General features: G+C 67.1%; 18 protein-coding genes, 2 tRNA genes and 1 pseudogene. 19 read left to right on the top strand and 2 right to left on the bottom strand.

What is annotated here, in order from left to right:
* Position 1: 1 nt before the first annotated feature.
* The 7 genes from KW830_RS14585 (at position 2) to KW830_RS14555 (ending at position 12,348) form a co-directional block, all read left to right on the top strand.
* Positions 2 to 3,934: a cellulose synthase subunit BcsC-related outer membrane protein gene (locus tag KW830_RS14585; RefSeq protein ID WP_218333558.1), complete on the top strand. Its 3,933-nt coding sequence runs from the start codon at positions 2 to 4 to the stop codon at positions 3,932 to 3,934.
* A 3-nt stretch (positions 3,935 to 3,937) separates the two neighbouring features.
* Complete coding sequence (locus KW830_RS14580; RefSeq protein WP_218333557.1) at positions 3,938 to 5,734, top strand: BcsE family c-di-GMP-binding protein; 1,797 nt, start codon at positions 3,938 to 3,940, stop codon at positions 5,732 to 5,734.
* Positions 5,731 to 5,928, top strand: a complete 198-nt coding sequence (locus tag KW830_RS14575) for a hypothetical protein (protein ID WP_218333556.1) — start codon at positions 5,731 to 5,733, stop codon at positions 5,926 to 5,928. The genes KW830_RS14580 and KW830_RS14575 overlap by 4 nt, the downstream gene beginning before the upstream one ends.
* Positions 5,919 to 6,689, top strand: a complete 771-nt coding sequence (bcsQ, locus tag KW830_RS14570) for a cellulose biosynthesis protein BcsQ (protein ID WP_218333555.1) — start codon at positions 5,919 to 5,921, stop codon at positions 6,687 to 6,689. The genes KW830_RS14575 and bcsQ overlap by 10 nt, the downstream gene beginning before the upstream one ends.
* Positions 6,686 to 9,307 (top strand): UDP-forming cellulose synthase catalytic subunit, encoded by a 2,622-nt coding sequence (bcsA, locus tag KW830_RS14565; protein ID WP_218333554.1) that lies wholly within the window; start codon positions 6,686 to 6,688, stop codon positions 9,305 to 9,307. Before bcsQ ends, bcsA begins: the two co-directional genes overlap by 4 nt.
* A gap of 115 nt (positions 9,308 to 9,422) precedes the next feature.
* Positions 9,423 to 10,988, top strand: a complete 1,566-nt coding sequence (gene bcsG / locus KW830_RS14560; protein ID WP_218333553.1) for a cellulose biosynthesis protein BcsG — start codon at positions 9,423 to 9,425, stop codon at positions 10,986 to 10,988.
* 133 nt (positions 10,989 to 11,121) lie between these two features.
* On the top strand, positions 11,122 to 12,348 hold the full coding sequence (locus tag KW830_RS14555) for a multidrug effflux MFS transporter (RefSeq protein WP_066537550.1): 1,227 nt from the start codon (positions 11,122 to 11,124) through the stop codon (positions 12,346 to 12,348).
* 10 nt (positions 12,349 to 12,358) lie between these two features.
* Here the strand turns inward: KW830_RS14555 and KW830_RS14550 are convergent, their stop codons facing one another.
* On the bottom strand, positions 12,359 to 13,252 hold the full coding sequence (locus KW830_RS14550; protein ID WP_218333552.1) for an MOSC domain-containing protein: 894 nt from the start codon (positions 13,250 to 13,252) through the stop codon (positions 12,359 to 12,361).
* A 106-nt stretch (positions 13,253 to 13,358) separates the two neighbouring features.
* On the opposite strand from KW830_RS14550, the gene KW830_RS14545 reads away from it, so the two are divergent.
* From KW830_RS14545 to flhC, 9 genes and pseudogenes are all read left to right on the top strand, one after another.
* Positions 13,359 to 14,480 (top strand): FAD-dependent monooxygenase, encoded by a 1,122-nt coding sequence (locus KW830_RS14545; RefSeq protein ID WP_218333551.1) that lies wholly within the window; start codon positions 13,359 to 13,361, stop codon positions 14,478 to 14,480.
* A 94-nt stretch (positions 14,481 to 14,574) separates the two neighbouring features.
* Positions 14,575 to 15,288 carry a DsbC family protein gene (locus KW830_RS14540; RefSeq protein WP_066537559.1) on the top strand — a complete coding sequence of 238 codons (714 nt, stop codon included), beginning with the start codon at positions 14,575 to 14,577 and terminating at the stop codon, positions 15,286 to 15,288.
* Between the two features lie 85 nt (positions 15,289 to 15,373).
* Positions 15,374 to 17,299, top strand: a complete 1,926-nt coding sequence (locus KW830_RS14535) for a M61 family metallopeptidase (protein ID WP_218333550.1) — start codon at positions 15,374 to 15,376, stop codon at positions 17,297 to 17,299.
* Between the two features lie 123 nt (positions 17,300 to 17,422).
* The gene (locus tag KW830_RS14530) at positions 17,423 to 18,202 is read left to right on the top strand and encodes an enoyl-CoA hydratase (protein ID WP_066537561.1); all 780 of its coding nucleotides are present in this window, start codon (positions 17,423 to 17,425) and stop codon (positions 18,200 to 18,202) included.
* A 26-nt stretch (positions 18,203 to 18,228) separates the two neighbouring features.
* Positions 18,229 to 18,305, top strand: a tRNA-Met gene (locus KW830_RS14525).
* A gap of 190 nt (positions 18,306 to 18,495) precedes the next feature.
* Positions 18,496 to 18,572, top strand: a tRNA-Met gene (locus KW830_RS14520).
* Positions 18,573 to 18,718: 146 nt separating this feature from the next.
* Positions 18,719 to 19,653, top strand: a pseudogene (locus KW830_RS14515) (IS481 family transposase).
* A 671-nt stretch (positions 19,654 to 20,324) separates the two neighbouring features.
* Positions 20,325 to 20,651, top strand: coding sequence for a flagellar transcriptional regulator FlhD (flhD, locus tag KW830_RS14510; protein WP_066537563.1), 327 nt, complete (start codon positions 20,325 to 20,327; stop codon positions 20,649 to 20,651).
* Between the two features lie 45 nt (positions 20,652 to 20,696).
* The gene (gene flhC, locus KW830_RS14505) at positions 20,697 to 21,239 is read left to right on the top strand and encodes a flagellar transcriptional regulator FlhC (RefSeq protein ID WP_066537566.1); all 543 of its coding nucleotides are present in this window, start codon (positions 20,697 to 20,699) and stop codon (positions 21,237 to 21,239) included.
* A 389-nt stretch (positions 21,240 to 21,628) separates the two neighbouring features.
* On the opposite strand, the gene ffh is transcribed toward flhC, so the two are convergent.
* On the bottom strand, positions 21,629 to 23,020 hold the full coding sequence (gene ffh, locus KW830_RS14500) for a signal recognition particle protein (RefSeq protein ID WP_218333549.1): 1,392 nt from the start codon (positions 23,018 to 23,020) through the stop codon (positions 21,629 to 21,631).
* A 359-nt stretch (positions 23,021 to 23,379) separates the two neighbouring features.
* Between ffh and KW830_RS14495 the strand changes: the two genes are divergently transcribed.
* The 3 genes from KW830_RS14495 (at position 23,380) to ampD (ending at position 25,148) form a co-directional block, all read left to right on the top strand.
* On the top strand, positions 23,380 to 24,177 hold the full coding sequence (locus KW830_RS14495) for an inner membrane protein YpjD (RefSeq protein ID WP_218333548.1): 798 nt from the start codon (positions 23,380 to 23,382) through the stop codon (positions 24,175 to 24,177).
* Complete coding sequence (locus tag KW830_RS14490) at positions 24,174 to 24,407, top strand: PP0621 family protein (RefSeq protein ID WP_066537582.1); 234 nt, start codon at positions 24,174 to 24,176, stop codon at positions 24,405 to 24,407. The genes KW830_RS14495 and KW830_RS14490 overlap by 4 nt, the downstream gene beginning before the upstream one ends.
* Before the next feature lie 159 nt (positions 24,408 to 24,566).
* A complete protein-coding gene (gene ampD / locus KW830_RS14485; RefSeq protein WP_218333547.1) occupies positions 24,567 to 25,148 on the top strand; it encodes a 1,6-anhydro-N-acetylmuramyl-L-alanine amidase AmpD in 582 nt (193 codons plus the stop codon).
* Positions 25,149 to 25,422: the final 274 nt, after the last annotated feature.

Here is a 25,422-nt window from a genome sequence, read left to right as displayed (position 1 = left end):
CATGCAACGCCGTCCCACCTCCCCCTGGTACTGGGCTGCAGCGATCGGCGTCTGGGCCTGCGCTGCCATCCCCGCCGCCCCCGCGCAGACCCGTTCCGCCGGCGATCTCACGGCCGAAGCGGAGATCATCCGCAGCGCGCAGCTGTGGATCAGCAAGCACCGCACCGACCTGGCCCGCCAGCACATCGAAAAGCTGCTGCTGGTGCACCCCGATTCGGCCTGGGGTCACGCCACCCTCGGCGATATTGCGCTGCGCGAAGGCAAGGCCGACGAAGCCCGGGCCCAGCTGGAGCTGCTGCGCCGGCAATTCCCCCAGCACCCGGCCACCAAGGAGTTGAGCCTGCTTTCACGCCTGATGGGGCCGGACAGCCAGAAGCTGGCCACCATGCGGCTGATGGCCCAGGCGGGCCGCCTGCAGGAGGCCGCCACGCTGGCGCGCTCGCTGTTCCCGGACGGCCCTCCTACCTCGGGCTCGATGGCGCTGGAGTACTACCAGATCGTCAGCAGCGTCGCACCGGAAGACGACACCGCACTGGACCGCGCACTGCAGCAGCAATACACCCAGACCGGCGATGTGCGCTACCGCATCCTGGCCCTGCAACGCCAGCTGCGGCACGGCTCGACCACGCCGGCCCTGCTCAATGAAATGGCCCGCTTGGCGGACCAGCCCGGCACCGACGAACAGGCCGTTCGCAGCCTGTGGAGCTGGGCCATCGACAAACTGCCCTGGAACGCCACTCCCGCCGCAGCCCAGGCCTATCTGCAGCGCTACCCGCAGGACACGGCCATGCAGCAACACCTGGCCAAGGCCCACGCCGCCCTTGGCGGCAGCACCGGTGGCACGGTTGCCCCTGCCAGCCCAGGTGGTGCAGTCAGGGCAGAAGCCAACGCCGCACCGCCCGCGCCGCCGCCGCCTTCCCCCACCCAGCAGGCACTGCGCACGGCCGACCGCGCGCTGGACCGCAAGGATTTGCCGGCAGCCGACGCCGCGTACCGCCGCGCCTTGCAACTGTCGCCGCGCAATGCCGAAGCACTGGGCGGGCTGGGCATCGTCGCCATGCGGCAAAGCCAGCATGCCGAGGCCGCCGAATTCTTTGCCCAGGCCCTGGCCGTCGAACCCGTGGCCAAGTGGCGCGGGCTGCGCGACACCGCCCGCTTCTGGGCGCTGCTGGCCCGCGGCAATGAGGCATTGGATGCCGGTGACACCGCCACCGCCGCGCAGATGGCCGAGCAGGCCCTGGCGCTTCAGCCCACCAACCCCGAGGCCCTGGGCCTCCAGGCCAACACCCTGCAAGCCCGCGGCCAGCCCCAACAGGCCGAACAGGCCTGGCTGGCGCTGCGGCAAGCCCACCCCGACCATATGCCTGCGGTACGCGCCCTGGTAGGCATGTACCTGGAGCAAAACCGCAGCCGTGATGCCGAGCAATTGCTGGCCCAGCTCCCCCCGGCCACGGCGGCCGAGGCGGCCGGCCTGCGCGCCGATCTGCTGCAGGCACAGGCCGAAGCCGCCCTGGCCCAGAACCAGCCCGTGCAGGCCATGGAGCTGCTGGAGACGGCCTTGCCACTGGCACCCGACAACGCCTGGCTGCGCCACCGGCTGGCACGCACCTATCTGCAGCAGAAACAGCCCGCCCTGGCCAACGCTGTGATGGCCGATGGCGTGGCCCTCGCCCCCACGGATCCCGACATGCGCCAGGCCCGCGCCCTGATCTGGCTGGCCCAGGACCAACCGGATGCGGCCCTGGAAGACATGCAGGCCATTGCGCCGGCGCAGCGTTCACCTTCGCAGACCCTGTTGCTGCAGGAAGCCCGGCGGCAGGTGCTGATCGCCCAGGCCCTGGCCCAGGCCGATGCCGGGCAGCGCCAGGCACTGCTGGCCCAGGCGGAAAACCTGATCGACCAGGACCCCGATGCCATACGCCAGGTGGCCAATGCCTGGTTCGACATTGGCCAGCCCGAACAGGCCGTGGCCCTGTGGGAGCGCCAGCGCACCCACCTGCCCGCCACGCCGGCGCTGGACCTGGCCTACGCCCAGGCACTGGACCGCGCCCGTGCCGACACCCGCCTGACCGCCATCCTGCCCGGTCTGCTGGACCGCAGCGATTGGGCCCCCGAAGACAATGCCAGCCTGCTGGAACTGCAGTCCGGCCTGGAAGAGCGCCGCATTGCCGACCTGCACGGCCAGGGCCGGATCACCGCCGCCAGAGCGCTGGCGCGCGACGTGCCGCTGCGCGAAGGCCCGGGCATCACCCCGGCGCACACCGCTGCCGCCCGTGCACGCCTGCACATGGCCGCCCAGGACAGCGCCGCCGCCCTGCCGTTGCTGCAGCAGGCGGTGGCGGCCGATCCACACAACTTCGATCTGCAGGTGGACACGGGCAATGCCTGGGTCCTGGCCGGCGACCGTCGCCAGGCCTTGCCCCATGCCGAAGCCGCGCAGGCCATGGCCCCCCAGCAAGCCGCCTGGCGCAAGCTGGCGCTGGTACGGCTGTGGCAGCGCATGGGCCGCATGGACGAAGCCCAGGTCGTGCTGGACACCGTGGCCCGCGACCCGCAGGCCGACCGCACCGAGCTGCTGCTGCATGGTGCCCGCCTGCAGCGGGCACAGCGCCATTACGCCCAAGCCTCCCAGCTGTTCGGCCAGGCACTGGACGGCATGGCATCCGCCTCGGCCGCAGAACGCCTGAATGTGGAGACGCAGCGCCAGCAGATCGAATCCCGCAGACAGGCCTGGGTGGAAAGCGGGCTGACACGGCTGCACAAATCCGGCACCGATGGCATCTCCACCCTCAACGGCTGGGAATGGGCCAATGTGGCCTGGATCCCCCGGGGCTACGAAGGGCCCCAGTTCGTGCATGTGGACCGGGTGAGCCTGAACGCCGGTCGCCTGGCCAATTTCGACCCTGCCTTCGTCAACAGCGGCGACATCGACGACCTGCCCGACGTGGCCCGTTTCGGCCAGCTGGGGGCCTCGGCCGTGCGTGCCCAGGACAGCCAGCAGGGCGGCGACTTTCTGCAGCGCTATGCCCAGAGTGGCTGGCGCACCCAGTCCGCGCGCGGCTACAACATCGGTACCGGGCATGACGGCGATGATTTCGGCTGGGACCTGGGCCTGACGGGCATCGGCATGCCGGTGACGAATGTGGTGGGGGGACTGCGCTGGAGCCTGCCCACCGCCACCGACACCAGCTGGACCCTGCGCCTGGAGCGCCGTCCGGTCACGGGCAGCCTGCTGTCCTATGCCGGCGCGCGCGATCCGGTGACCGGCCAGACCTGGGGCGGCGTGGTGCTCAACACCGCCAGTGCCCGGATTGCGGGCGAAACGGACGCTGGCTGGGACCTGTCGGCACAGGCCAGCTGGGGCCTGTATACCGGCAAGAACGTGGCCAGCAACCAGCGCATGCAGGTCCGCACCACGGCGGGCACCGATGTCTGGCGCACCCCGTTCCAGCGCGTGTACGCCGGCGCCACCCTGACCGCCACGGCCCACACCCGTGACCTGTCCGAATACTCCTGGGGCCATGGCGGCTACTACAGCCCCAAGCGCAGCCTGTCCCTGGCATTCCCGGTGGAATGGACCGGCCGCGAAGGCGCCTGGACCTGGCGCGTCAAGGCCTCGGTCAGCCTGTCGCAAACGGCATCCAGCACCTCGCCCCTGTACCCGCGCCCGGTCCAGATCCCGCCCGCATGGCAGGCCCTGGCCTCCGACCTGGGCTACCGCAGCGCCGGCGGCTCCGGCACCGGCTGGTCGTTCGCGGCCACGCTGGAGCGGCAGGTCACGCCCAATCTGGCCCTGGGTGGACATCTGTCGCTGGACCGATCGGATTACTACGCACCCACCAATGTGATGCTGTATGCGCGTTACTACTTCGACCCCGTGCGCACGCCCCTGGTCAACTACCCGCGGCCGGTGACACCGTATTCACAGTTCTGAGCCATGCCTGCATCCGCCCCTTCTTCCAGTAACACCCTGTCGGCGCGCATCGGCCGTCTGCTGACCTGGCGGCGCCTGCCCGGCGGCCCGCGTGCGCCGGCGCCCAAGCGCCCGCCCGCCACACTGGCCGTGGAGGGTCTGCCCGAGCGCGTCGCCGCCCTGCCCACCCGGATGAACACGGCCATCACCGGCCCGGACGATGCCCATTTCCACCGCTGGCAGCAGCAGCTGCTGCGCTCCCTGCTGGCCAGTGCGCGCGGCGTGTTTGTGGTAGCCGACACGCCCCAGGCCATGGACCGGTTGCTGGCCCCTGCCGATCTGCAGGAGGCCTTGCACCAGGGGCGCATCCAGCCCTGGATACTGCCGCTGGAGGCACAGGCCCACATCGCCCAACGCCGGCTGGCCGAGCTGCTGTCCGAGCTGCACACCGCCGGACTGCGGCCACACCATGCCCTGCTGTGCACCAATGCGGCAGGCTTGCTGCAGCGCACCCGCCTGGTCCACCTGGAACGCATGAGCGGGCAATGGGTGCATTGGGCCCGCCAGCGCCACCGGGCATCGGTCTGGTGCTTCACCGTGGAAGTGGGTCAGCCCCACATCCGCTCCATCATCAGCGCCCTGGCCCGCAGCTTTCTGTATGCCGCGCACCTGGAAGTGCATGCCACCGAACCCGGCCTGGTGCTGGAGCGCTGGGACAGCCCGCAGGGCGCGCTGTTCAACACCCGCTATGGGCTGGAGCCTGGGCCCGACGGCCTGCTGCGTGCCAATGGCAGCATCGTGCGCGGCTCGGCCGCACGCCTGGCACAGGCACCGGATGCCGAGGTGGTCTATGCCACGCAAGCCTGTCTGAACGAGCTGCGCGCGCTCCCGCAGCACTGGAATGCCGTGGACAACTGGCAGGCGGCGGAAAGCGCCGTGCAGTCCGCGATCGGCGCCACGGTGCTGCTGGATGCCGGCACGCCCGAGCAGTTTGAAGCCCTGGCGACCCTGGTCCACCGCCTGCGCAGCACGCACCCGCCCACCCTGAAAATTGCCGTGCGGGAAACCAGTGCCAAGCTACGCTCCCACCACGAGCGGGCCTTGTTGCAGCTGGGTGCCAACGAGGTGTTCTACGCCGAGATGCGCATGGCCCGCGTGGTGCGCCATGTGCAGAAAATGCGCGACCAGGTCTATATGCGCGACCTGCCGGCGGACTGGAAAGCCATCCTGGCCGATTTCCTGCCCGTGCCCGAACAGGGTTACCAACCACCCGCGCGCTTCATCGAGCTGGTGCGCGACATGCTCGAGCGCGCACAGCGCCAGGATCTGAACCATGCCATGGTGCAGCTGCATCTGCTGCCGCATGTCTCGCACAGCATGGCCCTCAAGGCCTATTGCGGCACCCGCTCCGGGGATCTGCTGACCGCCGACGCGCACAGCCTGTGGCTGTTTCTCTACACCTGCCGGGAGGTGGACCTGAACCCCACCATCGAGCGGCTGTTCTCCACCCCCACCACCAACCTCTTCAGCAGCCAGACCACCCACAGCCAGCTGCCCGGCATTGCCCTGCAGCTGCGGCTGCTGATGGAAGAGAATGAACAGCACCCCCTGCCGGATTACAGCCAGATGCTGGGTGCGGCGCGTGCGGTGCCTGCCGCTGCGGGCGCGCTCCCTCCGGTACGGGCTGCCCTCGTCCCCCCGGTCGCCGTCCCGCCGCTGCCAGCGGTCGCTGCGTATCCGGAGCCGGCGCCCGCGCCCGCCCTGATCTGGCAGCCCCACCCACTCGGCAAACAGCCGACTTCGGAGGAGCGTGCACCATGAGCTTCTGGGTTTTCCTGCTGTGGATGGCCTTGGGGATCGTTTTGGCGGTCTTTCTGGCCCGGTACATTCCCCTGCGCCGGCCGGCGCGCGCCCGGCTCAAGCTCCGGCACCAGCGCCTGCGCTACCTGCAACCCTATGCGCCCACACCACCTCCGGCGCCCGCCGCTTCCGAGAAAGGGCCTGCATGCGACTGATTGCACTGACGGCGGCTGCCGGCGGCGCGGGCTGCACCACGGTCGCGGCCCATGTGGCGCTGATGCTGCAGACCATGGGCCACGCCTGCCTGGCGCTGGAGCTGCATCCACGCAACCAGCTGGGGGTGCACCTGGGACTGCCCTACCCGGCGCAAAGCGGCTGGGCGGCGCCTGCCGCGCAAGGCCGGTGGTGGGGGGATTGCGCCGTCGCCGCAGCCAACAGCCTGCTGTTCCTGCCCTATGGCCCCAGCAACATGGCACAGCAGCTGCAGCTGTCACAGCAGTGGCTGGACCAGCCCCAGTGGCTGCACACCCAGCTGCAGGGCCTGGCACTGCCGGCGGACACCCTGGTCATTGCCGACGTGGGCCTGCCCACCTCTGCACTGGCCTGGCAGGCGCTGGCCATCGCCGATGCGGTGCTGTGCTGCACCACGCCGGCGCTGGACAGCGTGCATGCGCTGGCGCCATTGCATGCGGGCCTGCCCGCGGCGGCCGGGCCCGACCGGTTCCGCATCCTGACCAGCCGCATCGACGCCCGGCGCCTCAGCCACCAGCGCGGCATTGCCTTGCTGCACGCCCACTGGAAGGCGCATCTGCTGGACGACGTGGTCCATGAAGACGAAGCCGTGCCGGAAAGCTGGGCCGAAGGCAGCCCGGTGCAGCTGCATGCACCCCACGCCCTGTCCTCCCATGACCTGCAGGGGGTGGCACACAGCCTGCACCTGTGGCTGACGGCCCCACCACCAGGGGCGCCCGCATGAGCCGGGGACAGCACACCCTGGCGTGGCTGGCCAACCAGTTGCGCGTCGACCAGCCCGCCCAGCTGGGGTCCTGGGTGTGGCGCCTGTTTGTCTACCGCTCCGCCGCCACGCCCTGGCAACCGGTCACGGCAGGTGAAGTGCCCGACCCTCTGCAATGGCTGGCGCGGCACCTGGATGTCCCGCGCAACGCCAGCCTCTGGCAATGGCTGCTGCGCCTGGTGGTCCGCCCCGGCCCGGCCCCGGGCACCCTGACACCGGCCATGCGCGCCATCAGCTGGGTGCTGCATGCCGTCGGCTGGCTGCTGCACCGGACCCTGGCCACGGTCTGGCACCTCCTGGCCTGGCCCATGAACCAGATGCTGCGGCTGCTGGGTGCCCTGGGCCGGCGTGTAAACCGTTGGCAGCTGGGCCCGCAGGCCGAACAGCTGGTCGCCCCGGTGCTGCAGCGCAAAGGCATGCCCCAGCTCGTGCTGGCCCTGGGGGGCGCCATCATCCTGCTGGTCATCACCACCCCCATGAATGGCTACGGCCAGTTCATCTTTCTGGTCCTGGCATGGATGCTGTCCATCGTGCTGCGCCAGATCCAGGGGCGATTTGCCGCACTGGCCCTGGCCACCATCAGCCTGGTCGCCATGGGCCGCTATGCCTGGTGGCGGCTGAGCCACACCCTGACCTTCGATACCTGGCTGGAAGCCATGCTGGGCTACGGCCTGCTGGCGGCCGAGGCCTACACCTGGCTGGTCGTCGTGCTGGGCTTCATCCAGACCGCCTGGCCCTTGCACCGCCGGCCTGCCCCGCTGGTGGGCGAACCGGATGCCTGGCCCACGGTGGATGTCTTCATCCCCACCTACAACGAACCGCTGGAAGTGGTGCGGCCCACCGTGCTGGCCGCACTGGCCCTGGACTGGCCGGCCGACAAGCTGCGTGTCTACATCCTGGACGACGGCAAGCGCGAGGAGGTACGCACCTTTGCCGAAGAGTTCGGCGTGGACTACATCACCCGCCCGGACAACCTGCACGCCAAGGCCGGCAACCTCAACCACGCGCTCGCCATGACGCACGGGGATCTGGTGGCCATCTTCGACTGCGACCACATCCCGGTGAACAGCTTCCTGCACACCGCCGTGGGCTGGTTCCAGCGCGACCCGCAGTGCGCCATGCTGCAGACGCCGCACCATTTCTTCTCACCCGACCCGTTCGAACGCAACCTCGGCACCTTCCGCCGCGTCCCCAACGAAGGGGCCCTGTTCTATGGACTGATCCAGGATGGCAACGACTTCTGGAACGCCACCTTCTTCTGCGGCTCCTGCGCCGTGCTGCGGCGCGGCCCGCTGATGGAGGTGGGAGGGATTGCCGTGGAAACCGTCACCGAAGACGCCCACACCGCCCTCAAGCTGCACCGGCGTGGCTACCGCACCGCCTATATCCGCGACATCCAGGCCGCCGGTCTGGCCACCGAAAGCCTGTCCGCCCACATCGGCCAGCGCATCCGCTGGGCACGCGGCATGGCCCAGATCTTCCGGGTGGACAACCCTTTCCTGGGCAAGGGCCTGGATCTCTGGCAGCGCATCTGCTACGGCAATGCCATGCTGCACTTCTTCTTCGGTCTGCCGCGGCTGGTCTTCCTGACCGCCCCCATGGCCTACCTGTTCTTCGGGCTGCACATCATCTCCACCTCGTCGATGCTGCTGCTGCTCTACCTGATTCCCTACATCGTGCAGGCCACCATCGCCAACGCCCACATCCAGGGCCCGTACCGCCACACGTTCTGGGCCGAGGTCTACGAGACCGTGCTGGCCTGGTACATCACCCTGCCCACCACGGTGGCGCTGATCGCGCCCAAGCTGGGCAAGTTCAACGTCACCGCCAAGGGCGGCCTGGTGGAAGAGGCCTATTTCGACAGCCATATCTCGCGCCCCTATGTGCTGCTGGTGCTGCTCAACCTGTCCGCCCTGCTGTTCGGGCTGTGGCACCTGTTCTTCTCCGAGCAGCGCGATACCGTGGCCCTGCTGCTGAACCTGGTGTGGACGCTCTACAGCGTCTTCATGCTGGGCGCGGCCATGGGGGTGGCTGGCGAAACCCGCCAGGTGCGGCGCATGCACCGTGTGGCCACCGAGCTGCAGACCGTGCTGTACCTGCCCTACGGCCACACCCTGCCCGCGCAGTGCCATGACTTCTCGCTCAGCGGACTGGGACTGCGGCTGGCACCGGGCCAGGCCATCAGCGCCGGCATGCACATCGACGTGGGCCTGTGGTCTGAGGGACAGGAGCACACCTTCCCGGCCCAGGTCACCTCGCACAACAGCGAGGGCATCATGGGCCTGCAGTTTGGGGACATGACGCACCAGCAGCAGATCGCGCTGGTGCAATGCACCTTCGCCCGCGCCGAAGCCTGGAAAGGCTGGAGCAATACCTATGAAGCCAACAACAGTGCCCACACGCTGCGCGACATGCTGCAGATGAGCGGCAAGGGTTACCGCGTGCTGCTGGCGTACCTGCTTGGCCAGTTGCGCGGCCTGTGGAAGGCGCCCACTCCAGTCCCCACCCCGTTGCCTGCGCCTGCGCACACGCCGCTGAACTACGCCAGCTACCAGGCGGCACAGGTGCATGCGCCATGAAGAACCGCGTGCTGTCCCTCTCTCTCCCTTCCAACCGCCACCCGGTTGCCGGCAGCCTGGGCTGCGGCGGGTGTTTCGCTGGCGCGCCACAGGCGCGTACAGCGCAGGTATTGCCATGAGCTTCTGGGCGTTTTACTTCCTGGCCAAGACGGCCCTGCATTTCACCGGCCACCTGCACATGCAGTGGCTGCCCAATCTGTTGCTGGCCATCTCGGTCTTCTGGCCCGTGCGCAAGCCGCACTGGCTGCGGCTGCGCACCCTGGCAGGCATCGTCTGCGCCGTGCTGCTGCTGTACGCCGAAAGCGGCCTGCCCAGCCTGGAGCGGGCCTTTTCACAGGCCCACCTGCTGGCCGGCTTCAGCACCCGCTACACGCTGGAGCTGATCGGCCGGCTGGTGAGCTGGCAGCTGCTGCTGGGACTGGCCGCCGCCCTGGTGGTGTATGTCCTGCTGTCCGCACGCATCCGCTTTGCCACGTTTGCCATCCTGGGCATCCTGGGAGTGGGCCTGCAAGCCGCCTGGCAAACCACCCAGCAGCCGCGCAACGGCATGGCAGCCGCCGCCGCATCGGTGCCCATGGGCACGGGCGGCCCCGCCGGCAACACCACGCTGACCCCCGACAGCATGCTGACCGCCTTTTTCGACCGAGAGCAGCAGCGCAAGGTGGTGCTGCAGCATCCCGACAGCGCATTCGATGTGGTGGTGCTGCATGTCTGCTCGCTGGCCTGGGACGACATGACCCATGTGGGACTGGCCGAGCACCCCTTCATGACCCAGGCGCAGATGGTGTTCAGCCAGTTCAACAGCGCCTCCAGCTACAGCGGCCCGGCATCGCTGCGCCTGCTGCACGGCATGTGCGGCCAGGCCACGCACGAGGGGCTGTACCAGGGTCTGGACCGCAGCTGCTATGTGTTCCCGGCCCTGGAAGGCGTGGGCTACCAGGCCCATGGCCTGCTGAACCACGACGGCGTCTACGACAACTTCGCCAAGGAGCTGGAAGAGCGCGGCGGTCTGGGGGGCAAGCTGCAGTCCAACCAGGGCGCCCCTGCGGCCTACCGCAGCTTTGACAACAGCACCATCTTCAGCGACTACGGCACCCTCCACCAGTGGCTGGAAAAACGCAAGGCCCTGGACAGCCAGGCCCCGGTGGCGCTGTACTACAACTCCATCACGCTGCATGACGGTGTGCACGCGCCGGATGCCAGCGCCAGCAACAGCATCGCCACCTACAAACCCCGGCTGCAGCAACTGCTGGACGACTTTGCCCGCTTCACCCAGGAGCTCAAGGCCAGCGGTCGCCCCACGGTGCTGATCATGCTGCCCGAACACGGCGCCAATCTGCGCGGCGACAGCATGCAGATTCCCGGCATGCGCGAGATCCCCACGCCACGCATCACGCTGGTGCCCACCCTGGTGTACCTGCTCAACACGCCCACGCCGCCCGAACCCCAGGTGCGCGTGGACAAGCCGGTGAGCTATGTGGACCTGTTCACCCTGCTCAACGGCATGTTCCAGAATTCGCCTTTCCAGGCGGGGTCCCCTTCATTGGAAGCGCGCAGCCAAGCCATGGCCGGCACCGATTTCGTGACCGACAACGAAACCGTGACCATGCTGCGCATGCCGGATCAGCGCTACTGGATGCGCTCCAAGGACTCCACCACCTGGGTGCCGTACCAGCCCTGAACGGCACTGCCGCCGGGCGCACCGTGCCGTGGCCTGCCGCATGCCGCCCGGCAGCGGGGCTGTCGCCGCCCCGGCTGCCAGCGGCGGCCATTGCTGGCACACTGCGGGACTGTTCTCCCCTGTGACACTTCCCATGCACCCCCATGCCGATACCCTGTGGCGTGGTCCGCGCTGGACCCTTGCCGTGCTGCTGGCCGTGCTGGGCATGCTCGGCCCCTTCGCCATCGACACCTACCTGCCCGCGTTCTCGGGCATTGCGCGGGCACTGGACGCCACGCCGCTGCAGATGCAGCAAACGCTGTCGGCCTATCTGTTCGGCTTTGCCTTCATGAACCTGTTCCACGGGGCCCTGGCCGACAGCTTTGGCCGCCGCCCGGTGATCCTGGGCGGTCTGGCGGTGTTCACCCTGGCATCGGCCGGCTGCGCGCTGTCGCAGGATATCGGCCAGCTGGTGTTCTTCCGCGCGCTGCAAGGCCTGTCCACCGGCGCAGGGGTGGTGGTCTCGCGCGCCATCGTGCGCGACATCTTCCCGCCCACCGAGGCCCAGCGGGTGATGAGCCAGATCACCATCTTCTTCGGCGTGGCCCCGGCCATCGCCCCCATCATGGGTGGCTGGCTGTTTGTGCACCTGGGCTGGGCCAGCATCTTCTGGCTGCTGACAGGCATCGGCGTGGTGCTGCTGGCCGTCAACTGGCGGCAGCTGCCCGAATCGCTGCATGCCAGCCAGCGCCAGCCCTTTGACGTGCGCCACCTGATGCGCGGCTATGGCGAGCTGTGCACCGATCCGCGTTTTCTGCTGCTGGCGCTGGCCAGCGGCGTGCCGTTCAACGGCTTTTTTCTCTACGTGCTGTCGGCCCCGGCGTTTCTGGGCGACCACCTGGGCCTGGGCCCCACGCAGTTCTTCTGGCTGTTCCTGCTGACCATTGCCGGCATCATGGGCGGCGCCTGGGTCAGCGGCCGGCTCGCCGGACGCATTGCGCCCAAGCGGCAGATCCGCCACGGCCTGCTGATCATGACCGTGGTCTCCATCGCCAATGTGGTGGCCAATCTGCTGCTGCCGGCCCATGTCGGCTGGGCGCTGCTGCCGGTGGGCATCTACGCGTTCGGCTGGTCGCTGATGGTGCCGGTGGTCACGCTGCTGGTGCTGGATCTGTACCCGCTGCGCCGGGGACTGGCGTCCTCGCTGCAGGCCGTGGTGGGGTCGACCGCCAACGGCCTGGTGGCCGGCGTGCTGGCTCCGCTGGTCATGCATTCCACCGCGGCCCTGGCACTTGGCTCGGCCGCGCTGATGGCCATCGGCCTGCTGTCGTGGATCTATCTGCACCACCGCTGGCCAGAGATCGGCCGCACGGCCGCGTGAAGCACCCGTCCTAGTCGAACGCCAGCTCGCCCACCATGGGCTGGCCGGCTTCCAGCACCAGGCCGGCCCCCTGCAGCACGATGGCATTCATGCCGAAGGTGATGGCGCCGTCCATGCGCGCATCGGCACGGTAGCCCGCCAGGGCGGTGCTCACGTCCAGGCTACTTGCAGCGGTGGCGGGGTCGATGTCCGGAATCGGGCAGCGCGTGCAGGGCTTGACCGGGCGCAGCGTGACCACGCCGCCCGCGGTGCGGATGTGCAGCTGGGCCAGATGGTCTTCCTCATGGGCCTCCAGCCCGTCCAGCACCAGGTTCGCGCGAAAGCGCAGCAGGTCCACATGCGGACCACCGGCAGACTGCACACGTTCGGCCAGCTCGGTGCCTGCCGCGGTGGTGGTCACCAGCAGCGGGTAGCCATCGGCAAAAAAGGTACTGGCGGCCACATCGCCCGTCCATTTGCGGCTGCACGGGCGCTGGCGGCTGCGGTCAAAGCGCACCAGACGGCAGTCCGTGCCCAGGAAGGCACTCAGCCACCCGGCCACGGCATCGCCCTGGTCGTGGCCGGTCACGCGGTCGTCCCACACCTCCACCTGCTGCAGGGCGGCCTCGGCCGGCGGCTGCACCACATGGCGCACCTGGCCGGGGGCCTGCAGCGCCAGCACTTCGCCGCCATCCAGCAGCTCGGGCTGGATCAGCACCATGCGCGGGTGGCTGCGCTGGGTCAGAAACACGCCCTCCGGATCGACCACCATCCATTCCCGGTCCTGGGCCAGCCCGGTGGCGTCCAGCCGCACCGCGGGCACTTGCACCCCGGCGCAGGATTTGACCGGGTACACCCACAGCTGGGCAATGCGGCCCTGCACATCGGCCGAAGTCTCCACCGCATCCCATGATGCTGCTGCCATTTTTTCGTCTCCTTCTGATCTGACCCCGGTCTGCCCGGTCCCGCGGGTGATTGGAACATGGCAGCACGCCAGCGGGGGCCAGCGCCGCCCTCCTACAATGCAGGCCATGGCGCAATCCTTTGACGTATGTATCCGTGGGGCCGGCATTGTGGGCCGCACCCTGGCCCTGTTGCTGGCGCGCGAGCGGCTGCGTGTCGCCCTGGTTGCCACCCCGCCAGCCCCTGACGCAGCGCGCGATGTGCGTGCCTATGCGCTCAACACCAGTTCCAGGCAGCTGCTGGCCTCGCTGCGGGTCTGGCCCGACCCCGTCCACGCCACCGCACTGCGCCACATGGAAGTGTTCGGCGATGAAGGCGGCAGCGTGCATTTCGATGCCGGAGCCCAGTCGGTCGATGCCCTGGGCTGGATCGTCGATGTGCCGGCGCTGGAAAACCGCCTGGTCGAAGCCGTGCGCTACCAGCCGCTGGTCGAAGTGGTCGAGCGCCCGGTAGACGCCCCGCTGACCGCCATCTGCGAAGGCCGTGCCAGCAGCACGCGCAGCGAATTCGGCGTGGAGTTTGACGTCACCCCCTATCCCCAGCACGCCCTGGCCACGCGCCTGGTCTGCGAAAAACCCCACGGCCAGGTGGCCCGCCAGTGGTTCAGCGCCGACGGCATCCTGGCCTTGCTGCCGCTGGACGGGGCCGACGGCCACACCGTGGCCGTGGTCTGGTCCACCGCTCCCGAAGCCGCCCAGCAATGGAAAGACGCGGCGCCCACCGATTTCACCACCCGGCTGCAGGAGCTGAGCCAGCACGCCCTGGGCACGCTGGAACTGCAAGGCCCGCGCCTGACCTGGCCGCTGCAGCAGGCCGTGGCCCGCCGCTGGAGCGGTGTGCAGCCCGGCAACCCGGGCGCCAGCTGGGTGCTGGCCGGCGACGCCGCCCACAATGTGCATCCGCTGGCCGGCCAGGGTCTGAACCTGGGCCTGGCCGATGTGCAGGCCCTGGCGCGCATCCTGCAGGAGCGCGACGCCTGGCGCAGCACCGGCGACAGCAAGCTGCTGCGCCGCTACGAGCGCGAACGCAAGGCCGGCCTGGCCCCGATGGGACTGGCCATGGACGGGCTGCAGCAGCTGTTCAGCCGGCCCGAAGCGCCGCTGCAGGCGCTGCGCAACTGGGGCATGCAGGCGTTCGAGCGCAGCGGCCCGCTCAAGGACTGGATGGCCCGCCAGGCCATGGGCCTGTGACCCTGGAGGGTGCCTCCCGGCGCTGACCGGGGAACCTTTGCCGCCCAGGCCACCCCAACCCTTTGTTTTTGCCTCTTATTGCACGGTTGTATTCATGAAGCTGATTCCCTCTGCCCTGCTTGTCGCCGCCGCCCTCACCCTGGGCCTGGGCGCCCATGCCCAGGACGCCAATCTGAAAAAGACCCTGGCCGAGCGCATTCCGCAGCTGGACAAGATCGACGAGATCCGCCCCACGCCCATGCAGGGCCTGTACGAGGTGCGCATCGGTACCGACCTGTTCTACACCGATGCCAAGGGCAACTACCTGATCCAGGGCGAGCTGATCGACACCAAGGCACGCCGCAACCTGACCGAAGACCGCATCACCAAGCTGACCGAGGTGCAGTTCAAGGACCTGCCGCTGCAGGACGCCTTCACCGTCGTGCGGGGCAAGGGCGAGCGCAAGCTGGCCGTGTTCGAAGATCCGAACTGCGGCTACTGCAAGCGTTTCGAGCGCGACATGCAGAAGGTGGACAACGTCACCATCTACATGTTCCTCTACCCCATCCTGAGCCCGGACTCGGCCGAGAAGTCGCGCAACATCTGGTGCTCCAAGGACAAGGTCACCGCCTGGCACGACATGATGCTGCGCGACAAGGCCCCGGCCGCCGCCAGCTGCGATGTGACGGCACTGCAGCGCAACCTGGCCCTGGGCAAGAAACACAAGATCACCGGCACCCCCACGCTGATCTTTGAAGACAACAGCCGCGTGCCCGGTGCCATTCCGGCTTCCGAGGTGGAAAAACACCTCGCCGCCGCCAAACGCTAAGCCCCCGGGGCCTGCCGCCGTGCAGGCCCTGTTCTTTTTTGCGGCGTGGCCGCCAGGCACGCCGCCCTCTCTCGCCGACGCCGCCATGTCCACATCCATCCCCCAAAACACCGCCCCATCGGCCCCCAAGCTGTCGGCAGCGGCAGCGCACGCCCTGTCCACCGATGCCCTGGAGCCGCCCCATGCCCCGCTGCAGTACCGGGTGGAAGCCCTGGACCTGCACGCCCACCTGTTTGCCGTGCGCCTGCGCATTGCCGCGCCCCAGGCCGGCCAGCAGCTGTCGCTGCCGGTGTGGATTCCGGGCAGCTACCTGGTGCGCGAATTCGCCAAGAACCTGCAAGGGCTGAAGGCGACCCAGGGCCGCAAGGCCATTTCCGTGCAGCAGCTGGACAAGCACCGCTGGCAGCTCGACTGCAAGGCCGGCCAGCCGGTGGAGCTGCACTGGCAGGTCTGCGCCTATGACACCTCGGTGCGCACCGCCTGGCTGGACAGCCGGCGCGGCTTTTTCAACGGCACCAGCCTGCTGCTGCGCGTGCATGGCCAGGAACGCACCCCGCATGCATTGGAAATCGCCCGCTCTGCCGCCACCCCGGCCGACTGGCAGCTGGCCACGGGCCTGACGCCCCACGCGGTGGACAGCCAGGGCTTTGGCCACTATCTGGCGGCCGACTATGACGAGCTGGTGGACTGCCCGGTGGAACTGGGCGCCTTCTGGCAGGGCCGCTTCACCGCCTGTGGCGTGCCCCACCGCTTTGTGGTGGCCGGCGCCCCGGCCAGCTTTGACGGCGATAAGCTGCTGCGCGACACCCAGACCATCTGCGAAGAGGAAATCCGTTTCTGGCACGGCAAGGGCAAGAAGCCGCCGCACCGCAGCTACGTGTTCATGCTCAACGCCACGGACGACAACTACGGCGGGCTGGAACACCGCAATTCCACCGCGCTGATCTGCGGCCGGCGCGACCTGCCGCGCAGCGCCAGCGCCCTGGGCGAAGGCGGCAAGCAACCCGAGGGCTACACCACGCTGCTGGGCCTGATCAGCCACGAGTACTTCCACACCTGGAACGTCAAGCGCCTGCGCCCGGCCGAATTTGCCCGCTACGACTACAACGCCGAGAACTACACCCAGCTGCTGTGGTTCTTCGAAGGTTTCACCAGCTACTACGACGACCTGCTGCTGCGCCGTGCCGGCCTGATCGATAACGCCCAGTACCTGGCCCTGCTGACCAAGACCATCAACCAGGTACAGCAGACGCCCGGTCGCCAGGTGCAGAGCGTGGCGCAGTCCAGCTGGGACGCCTGGGTCAAGTACTACCGCCAGGACGAGAACACCGCCAACGCCACCGTCAGCTACTACACCAAGGGCTCGCTGGTGGCCCTGTGCCTGGACCTGGCACTGCGCCGCGAAGGCCCGGTCACGCTGGACCAGGTGATGCGCGGCCTGTGGACCCGCTGCCACGGCGGCCCGATGGCCGAGGCCGATGTGCTGGCCGTGCTGCAGGAGCTGACGGGCCGCAGCTGGGAAACCGAAATCACCCAGTGGGTGCACGGCACCGGCGAGCTGCCGCTGGCAGAACTGCTGGCGGCCCACGGCGTGCTGCTGCAGGCCGACCGCCCGGCCCTGGCCCAGCAACTGGGCCTGCGCGTGCAGGACAAGCGCAGCGTGCTGATCAAGACCGTGCTGCGCGGCGGCCTGGCCGAACAGGCAGGCCTGATGGCCGGCGACGAATGGCTGGGCGTGGAACGCGCAGGCGGCGACGGCTGGCGCCTGAGCAAGCTGCAGGACCTGCCGCTCTACACCCGCCCAGGCGAGGTGGTGACGGCCCTGGTCGCCCGCGACCACCAGCTGCTGCGCCTGTCGCTGCAACTGCCGGCTGCGGCCAAGGCGACCGCCCGGCCGGCGCTCAAGCGCTCGGGCAAATCGCCGGCAGCGCCCGACACGGAAACGCCCGCCAACATCAAGCTGGGCATGCAGGATGCTGCCGTGGCCGCCAAATGGTTGGCGGCGCAGTGAAGCCGCGGCTGCCCGCCAGTGGTGCCGTTTCAGGGTCTGGCCGTAGGTGACTGTACGGACGGGCGGCTTGGGTATAGTTTCTCCATCCACCCGTCCTATAAACATACCTACGGAGATAGCCCCTTGGCCTACGAAACCATCGAAGTCCGCGTCGAAGCGGACAAAGTCGGCGTCATCACCCTGAACCGCCCCAAGCAGCTCAACGCCCTGAACGACCAGCTGATGAACGAGCTGGGCGAGGCGCTGAAGGCCTTCGAGGCGGACGAAAAGATCGGCTGCATGGTCATCACCGGCAGCGAGAAAGCCTTTGCGGCAGGCGCCGACATCAGCGCCATGGCCAAGTACAGCTTTGCCGATGCCTACCGCGGTGACTTCATCACCCGCAACTGGGAAACCATCCGCAGCATCCGCAAGCCCGTGATCGCCGCCGTCAGCGGCTTTGCCCTGGGCGGTGGCTGCGAGCTGGCGATGATGTGCGACTTCATCATCGCCGCCGACAACGCCAAGTTCGGCCAGCCCGAAATCAAGCTGGGCGTGATCCCCGGCGCCGGCGGTACGCAGCGCCTGCCCCGCGCCATCAGCAAGAGCAAGGCCATGGACATGTGCCTGACGGCCCGCATGATGGACGCCGCCGAGGCCGAGCGCAGCGGTCTGGTCAGCCGCGTGGTGCCGCTGGACAAGCTGATGGAAGAAACGCTGGCCGCAGCCATCACCATCAGCGGCTTCTCGCAGATCACAGTGATGGCCGCCAAGGAAGCCGTGAACCGCGCCTATGAAGGCCAGCTCTCCGACGGCCTGATGTTCGAGCGCCGCCTGTTCCATTCCCTGTTTGCCACCCAGGACCAGAAGGAAGGCATGGACGCTTTCCTGAACAAGCGCCCGGCGAACTTTACCAACCAATAAAAGCTGGTATATAATTTCTGTCTGTCGGTCGTATAGCTCAGTTGGTTAGAGCGCAGCATTCATAATGCTGATGTCGTAGGTTCAAGTCCCACTACGACCACCAGAATCCCTGAAACCCGCAATGCGCAAGCCTTGCGGGTTTTTCTTTGCCTGCACGCTTGCTGTGCGCTACTTTGCCGCTCCTGCGTCCCGGCATGGCCATGCAGACCGGGCTGCTGCGCAGCGACCGGACACAAAAAATTGCCCACTTTCGTGCGGGGCCACCTTTTTTCCCCCTAGAATCGCGCCCTGTCGGTCGTATAGCTCAGTTGGTTAGAGCGCAGCATTCATAATGCTGATGTCGTAGGTTCAAGTCCCACTACGACCACCAGGACACCCGAAACCCGCAGTGCGCAAGCCCTGCGGGTTTTTTCTTGCGTGTGCGGCCTAGCTGTGAAGTCTTAATAGGTTGTTCATCCGTCCCTGCTCTGGGAAGCTGTGGTTACCAGGCCATCGCAACTCAGCAAAGGAAGACGGATGAACAGCCATAAGCATGCGGCATTGACGCCGCGAGGTCGAGCCCTGCTGGTCTACAGGGTCTTGCACGAGGGCTGCAAGGTCAGGGATGCCAGCAGTGCGGCGGGAGTCAGCGAGCGCACGGGCTACAAGTGGCTAGCGCGATTCAAGGCCGAGGGCCATGCGGGGTTGAGCGATCGAAGCAGCAGGCCTTGGCGTAGCCCGAGCGCCTGCGATCCCGAGCAGCTCCATCGGTTCGAGCAGCGCCGCCGCGAGCGTGTGCCGCTGTGGCGGATTGCAAGGGAGTGCGGTCGCAGCCTGGCGACGGTTGCGCGCCACATGGCGCGCATGGGCTTGAGCAGGCTCGAGGCCTTGCAGCCGCCCGTGCCGGTGATCCGCTACGAGCGGGCAGCCCCCGGCGAGCTGCTGCACATCGACACCAAGCGGCTCGGACGCATCCAGGGCATCGGTCACCGAATCACGGGCGACAGGACGACCCGCAACAGGGGCATCGGCTGGGATGCGGTGCACCTGGCCATCGACGATCACTCGCGAGTGTCCTTCGCCGCGATCAAGCCCGATGAGACGGCCGCCAGTTGCGTGCAGTTCTTGCGCGAGGCCGTAGCCTGGTATGCGGGCATGGGCGTGAAGATCGAGCGCGTCATGACCGACAACGGGACGGGGTACAAGAACGCCTTCAAGGCTGCCTGCGACGAGCTGGGCATACGCCACATCCACACCCGGCCCTACACCCCACAGACCAATGGCAAGGCCGAGCGCTTCGTGCAGACCAGCCTGCGCGAGTGGGCTTACGCCCAAGCTCAGCGCAGCGGCAGGCCGCCTTGCAGCCCTTCGTTGACCACTACAACTGGCTCAGGCCACACTCCGCTCTCAACCGCCAGCCTCCCATGAGCCGTATACCGGCCATGAACAACCTCCTGAGACTCAACACCTAGCCGCCCCTGCCATACACAGTAGCCATCCGCACGCCGTCATCCAGGCAAGCGCCCCAGCACCAGTACAGCAAGTTCGAAACCGCTGTCTACACCGGCTGCCGTTTGTCAGCAATGGACTACAGCCTTGGCTTTTGCAGCACCTGCGGCCGATCCGGTCTACGGCACCGGCCTGCAAGCCGGCGGTTACCGACTGGACCACAAGACGTTACAAGTCAGGTGACCGGCTTATCTCGGCGGATGGTGTTGGCGATGACTGCCGGCTCCCGACACACACCGTAGCGCCGCCCAGAAAAACAATAAAACCCTTAATTTTCAATAACTTGCAATATCCACCCATGCATGCAATGGGCCGCCATTCGGTGGATTTCGCAAAGCTACATAAAGAGCGCATCCGCTGGATTGACGTCCTTTTGTAACATTTATCCACGTATCGATGTGCGCTACGTGCCGGTACAGTCTGTCCCTGTCAATGCCATGAAGATGGCCGCCATGTCAGATAAATTCCTACACGCAAGGTGAGGGAACCAGACTCCGCGCACCGACGCACCCTGACTTCAGTTCCCCCATTGGGTTCTTCACAATCCATTCCATCAGATCGACAACAGCGCAAGACCGCAGCGATCTGAAAGACCAATCACTTTTGACTGGACTCCAAAGGAAAGGAACACCCAATGAACAACGACCAACTGCTCGCCGAGATCCGTGAAGCCAACCTCACCTACCTGATGCTGGCGCAAACCCTGATCCGCCAAGACAAGGCAGAAGCCGTGTTCCGTCTGGGCCTCAATGAAGACGCCTGCGACATCCTGGGTGCCCTCTCCGCCGCACAAGTTCTGAAGCTCGCCTCCCGCAACACCTTGCTGTGCAGCTTCCGTGTGGACGACGAACTGGTCTGGAGCCTGCTGACCAACCACAGCAGCAACAAGATCGGCAACGAAGCCACCAACACGCTGCACGCCAACATCCTGATGGCCAGCCGCGTCTCCGAAGTGCTGTAAGGCACACGCTGATTGCCCCACGCAACCACACACGGAGAAACCACCATGGCCACCACCACCAAGAGCGTGCTGAACGAGTCCAAGCAGATCGAACGCGCTGCCATGCTGATCGGCATGGGCGCCCGCATGCAGGTGCTCGAGTCCGAAACCACGCTGTCGTATGAGCGCCTGATCCGCCTCTACAAGGAAATCGCAGGCAAGTCGCCGTCCAAGGGACAGCTGCCGTTTTCCACCGACTGGTTCCTGACCTGGCAAGAAAACATCCACAGCTCGCTGTTCCTGAACATCTACGAATACCTGTCCAAGGGTGTGGAGCTGGATGCAGTGGAGCAACTGACCAAGGCCTACCGCCTCTACAGCGAACAGATCGAAGCCGCCGGCCTGGATCTGATGCTGTCCTTCACCCGCGCCTGGCGCCTGGTGAAGTTCGTGGACGCCAATATGCTGACCCGCACCAAGTGCTCCAAGTGCTCCGGCATGTTTGTGACCGAACCCTATGAAAACGCACGCCACTACGAATGTGGCCTGTGCAACCCGCCGGCCCGTGCCGGCAAGAGCAAGAGCGCAGGTGCGCTGATGCTCCACTGATTCACCCGTTCCCCTTTGGAAAACTCAACGCTTTCCGATTCATACCGCCCCGTCGCAAGACCGGGCGGTTTTTTTATGGGCGCCTGAAATAAAGGCGACGGGCGCACCGCATCTCCTACAGCGTGCTTCGCAGCGCCCGCTGCTCGTATCCGGCACAAGCACTGGCACCGCCAAGGCGGCAGATAACGTCACATCCAGGTCCACCGCACGCCCCAGCGCCCTGTGGCCCAGTCGCCAGCCCAGCCGCCAGAACGCGGTCTGGTCATCCGCCGCAGCACGGCGGCACAGACCACCGGCCCCCACCAAGCGGGCATGAAAAAGGCGCCTGTTGCAGGCGCCTGGTACACACACCGCGCTGCCATGCAGACAGCGCAGGCAGCCAAGAAGGCTTAGAACGGCAGCTTGGGCATGCCACCGCCACCCATCATGCCCTTCATGGCTTTCATGCCACCCATCTTCTTCATCATCTTCATCAAGCCGCCGCCCTTCATCTTCTTCATCATGGTCTGCATCTGCTCGAATTCCTTGAGCAGGCGGTTGACTTCCTGCACCTGCACGCCTGCGCCGTCGGCAATGCGCTTCTTGCGGGTGGCCTTGATGATTTCGGGCTTTTTGCGCTCCTTGGCGGTCATGGAGCAGATGATGCCTTCCTTGCGCTTGATTTCGCGCTCGGCCTTGTCCATGTCCACGGCGCCGGCCTTGGCGGTCAGCTCGGAAGGCAGCTTGTCCATCAGCGTGGACAGACCGCCCATCTGCTTCATCTGCTGGATCTGGGCCAGAAAGTCATTCAGGTCAAACCCGTCGCCACTCTTGACCTTTTCGGCCAGCTTCTGCGCGGCCTCCATATCCACGCCCTTGGTGACCTGCTCCACCAGGGCCACGATGTCCCCCATGCCCAGCACGCGCTGGGCGTGGCGGTCGGCATCGAACACTTCCAGGCCGTCGATCTTTTCGGACACACCGGCAAACTTGATGGGCGCACCGGTGATCTGGCGCACCGACAGGGCAGCACCACCGCGCGAGTCACCATCCAGCTTGGTCAGCACGATACCGGTCAGCGGCAGCGCTTCCTTGAAGGCCTTGGCGGTGTTGATCGCATCCTGGCCCTGCATGGCATCGACCACGAACAGGGTTTCGACCGGCTTCAAGGTGGCATGCAGGTCCTTGATTTCGGCCATCAACAGCTCGTCGATGGCCAGGCGACCGGCCGTGTCCACCAGCAGCACGTCGAAGAAATGCTTCTTGGCGTAGTCCAGCGCAGCCACGGCAATGTCGTGCGGCTTCTGGTCGGGCGTGGAGGGGAACCATTCGGCACCGGCCTGGGCGGTGACGGTCTTGAGCTGTTCGATGGCCGCAGGGCGGTACACGTCACCCGAGACCGTCAGCACCTTCTTCTTGCGCTTTTCGATCAGGTGCTTGGCCAGCTTGGCGGTGGTGGTGGTTTTACCGGCACCTTGCAGGCCGGCCATCAGGATGATGGCCGGCGGCTGGGCATTCAGGTTGATGTCGGCCACTCCCTCGCCCATGGTGGCGGAGAGTTCGGCATTCACGATGCCCACCAGGGCCTGACCGGGCTTCAGACTGCCCAGCACCTCCTGGCCCAGCGCCTTTTCCTTGACCCGGGCGATGAAGTCGCGCACCACGGGCAGGGCCACATCGGCTTCCAGCAGGGCCATGCGCACTTCGCGCAGCATGTCCTGCACATTGGATTCGGTGATGCGGGCCTGGCCCCGCATCTCCTTGACGAGTCGCGAGAGTTTGTCGGTGAGTGCGGATGCCATAGCTGTCTGTTCCGGGGAAGAGTGGGTCGTGCTGCTGCCAAGGCAGGCTGGGTGCCTGCGCAGCAGGGCCGGGGAAATATCGGTTGCCGCAGGTCCAACCAGTGGCAAAGGACGTGGACGCGCGTGCGCCCCCGGGCGTAAGCGCCAATTTTACATGCCCCACCCCTGCGCTGCCGCGCACAGGGGAACGCCGCTGCCGCCCGGGGCGGCATGGCGCCTGCCCGGAAGCCCATGGGCGCCGGCGCCCGGCCCCGCCCGGCGGGCAAACTGTGGTTTTCTGCGGCGCTTGGCCGCATTTCTGATGCTGACTTGCGCCCGCACAGCGGCGCAGCAGCTACGCCGACGGCTATCATCCAGATATGGTTCCGACCCCTTCTTCCTTGCCTGGCTGGGGCATGTCCATGGCCGCCATCCTGGCCTATGCCGTGCCCGCGCTGGGCATACGCCATCTCACGCCTGCCAAGGCCCGGCTGGCACTGCGTTGCGCCTGGGTGCTGCATGGCCTGGCGCTGGTCTTCACCCTGCTGAACAGCCCGCCCCATTTTGGCTTTGCCCCGGCGCTGTCCATCACGGCCTGGCTGATGCTGACGGTGTACGCCGTGGAGCAGCAGCTCTTTCCCCAGATGCGGGCCCGCTGGGTGCTGGCCGCACTGGGCGCCGTCACGGTGGCCCTGGCCCTGGTGTTTCCGGGCCACCCGCTGCATGTCCAGGCCTCGGCCTGGTTGCCGCTGCACCTGGCGCTCGGCATTGCCTGCTATGGGCTGTTTGCCGCCGCCGTGGTGCACGGCGCACTGATGAGCCAGGCCGAGCAGCGCATGCGCACCGGCGCCGAATCCGACAGCGGCATGCCGCTGCTGCTGCTGGAGCGGCTGACCTTCCGCTTTGTGACAGCCGGCTTCATCCTGCTGACGGCCACGCTGCTGGCCGGCTGGCTGTTTGGCGAACAGCTCTACGGCCACGCCTGGCGCTGGGGCCACAAGGAAATCTTTTCCCTGCTGAGCTGGCTGGTGTTTGCCGTGTTGCTGGTGGGCCGCCGCCGCTTTGGCTGGCGCGGCAACCATGCGGTGCGCATGATCTATGCGGGCGCGCTGCTGCTGCTGCTGGGCTATGTGGGTTCGCGCTTCGTGCTGGAAGTGGTGCTGGGGCGCTTGCAATGAAATACCTGCTGGTGATCGCCGTGGTGGCGGTGTTCTATCTGTATTGGAAGAAGCAGCGCCAGTCGCTGCGCCCCCCGGCGCCACCGTCCCAGCCCACGCTCGCGCCGCCCCAGCCCATGGTGGCCTGCGCCCACTGCGGCCTGCACCTGCCGCAGCGCGATGCCCTGAGCGATGCACAGCAGCAGTCCTACTGCTGCGAGGCGCACCGCAAGCTCGGCCCCCGCCCCTGAACCTGCGAACACCAGGACCTGCATCTGGCGACCGGAACGGGACTCCCCGCCACTGCCTGGCAGCGGCATCCCGCCCGGGTCTGCGGCAGCAGCAAATGCGCTATCGTGTGAACCGTTTGCAGACTCCCTTGGCGCCCGAAGCGACAGACCCTCCTTCCCATGGACTTTGACCCGCCTGTGTGGCGTGACGGCTGGCTGTCCGGCGTGCGCCACCTGCCTTCGCCCAATTTCGGCCCCCGCCCTGCCCAGGCGCAGGTCGATCTGCTGGTGGTGCATTCCATCAGCCTGCCGCCAGGCCAGTTTGGCACCGGCTGCGTGCAGCAGCTGTTCACCAACCAGCTGGACTGGGACGCCCACCCCTACTTCCAGGGCATTCGCGGGCTGGAGGTGTCCTCGCATTTCTTCATCGAGCGCACAGGCCAAATCTGGCAGTTTGTCAGTGCCGACGCGCGCGCCTGGCATGCCGGCCAGTCCAGCTGGCGCGGGCGCGGCAACTGCAATGACGACTCCATCGGCATCGAGCTCGAAGGCCTGGAGGGCCTGGGCTTTGAAGACGCCCAGTACACCAGCCTGCTGCAGCTGAGCGAAGCCATTGGCCAGCATTACCCGCTGCAGCACATCGCCGGCCACGAGCACATTGCCCCCGGCCGCAAGCAGGACCCCGGCCCCGGTTTTGACTGGCCGCGCCTGCAGCACCCCTTGCAGACCCGCCACCCGGATTGGCAGTTTCCGCCGGCCTAGCCCCCTGCGTGCGTTCCACGCCGCCAGCAAGGTCATTGCGCTGTGCCCATGCCGCGCACCGCCCGCCACGGCGCCTTCTCCTTCTGCTTGGTGCGTACCCACCCCCCTGCCACAGCGCGCCGTGACGGCATGGGTAGGCAGACTTTCGCCCCCATGCGCGGCGTCAATCCCCATTGACCGCAGGCTGCAGCCAAAACGCGACGCCCGGGCGGCAGACACGCCCCCGGACCACCGGTGCACGCAATGCTGGTGCGCCATTGCCCGGCGCCATGGC

The sequence above is a fragment of the Comamonas sp. CMM03 genome, from assembly GCF_019218715.1.
Classification (GTDB): Bacteria; Pseudomonadota; Gammaproteobacteria; order Burkholderiales; family Burkholderiaceae_C; genus Comamonas; species Comamonas terrigena.
Note: the sequence above shows the minus strand (reverse complement) of the source record. Positions and strands in the feature narration are given on the sequence as shown.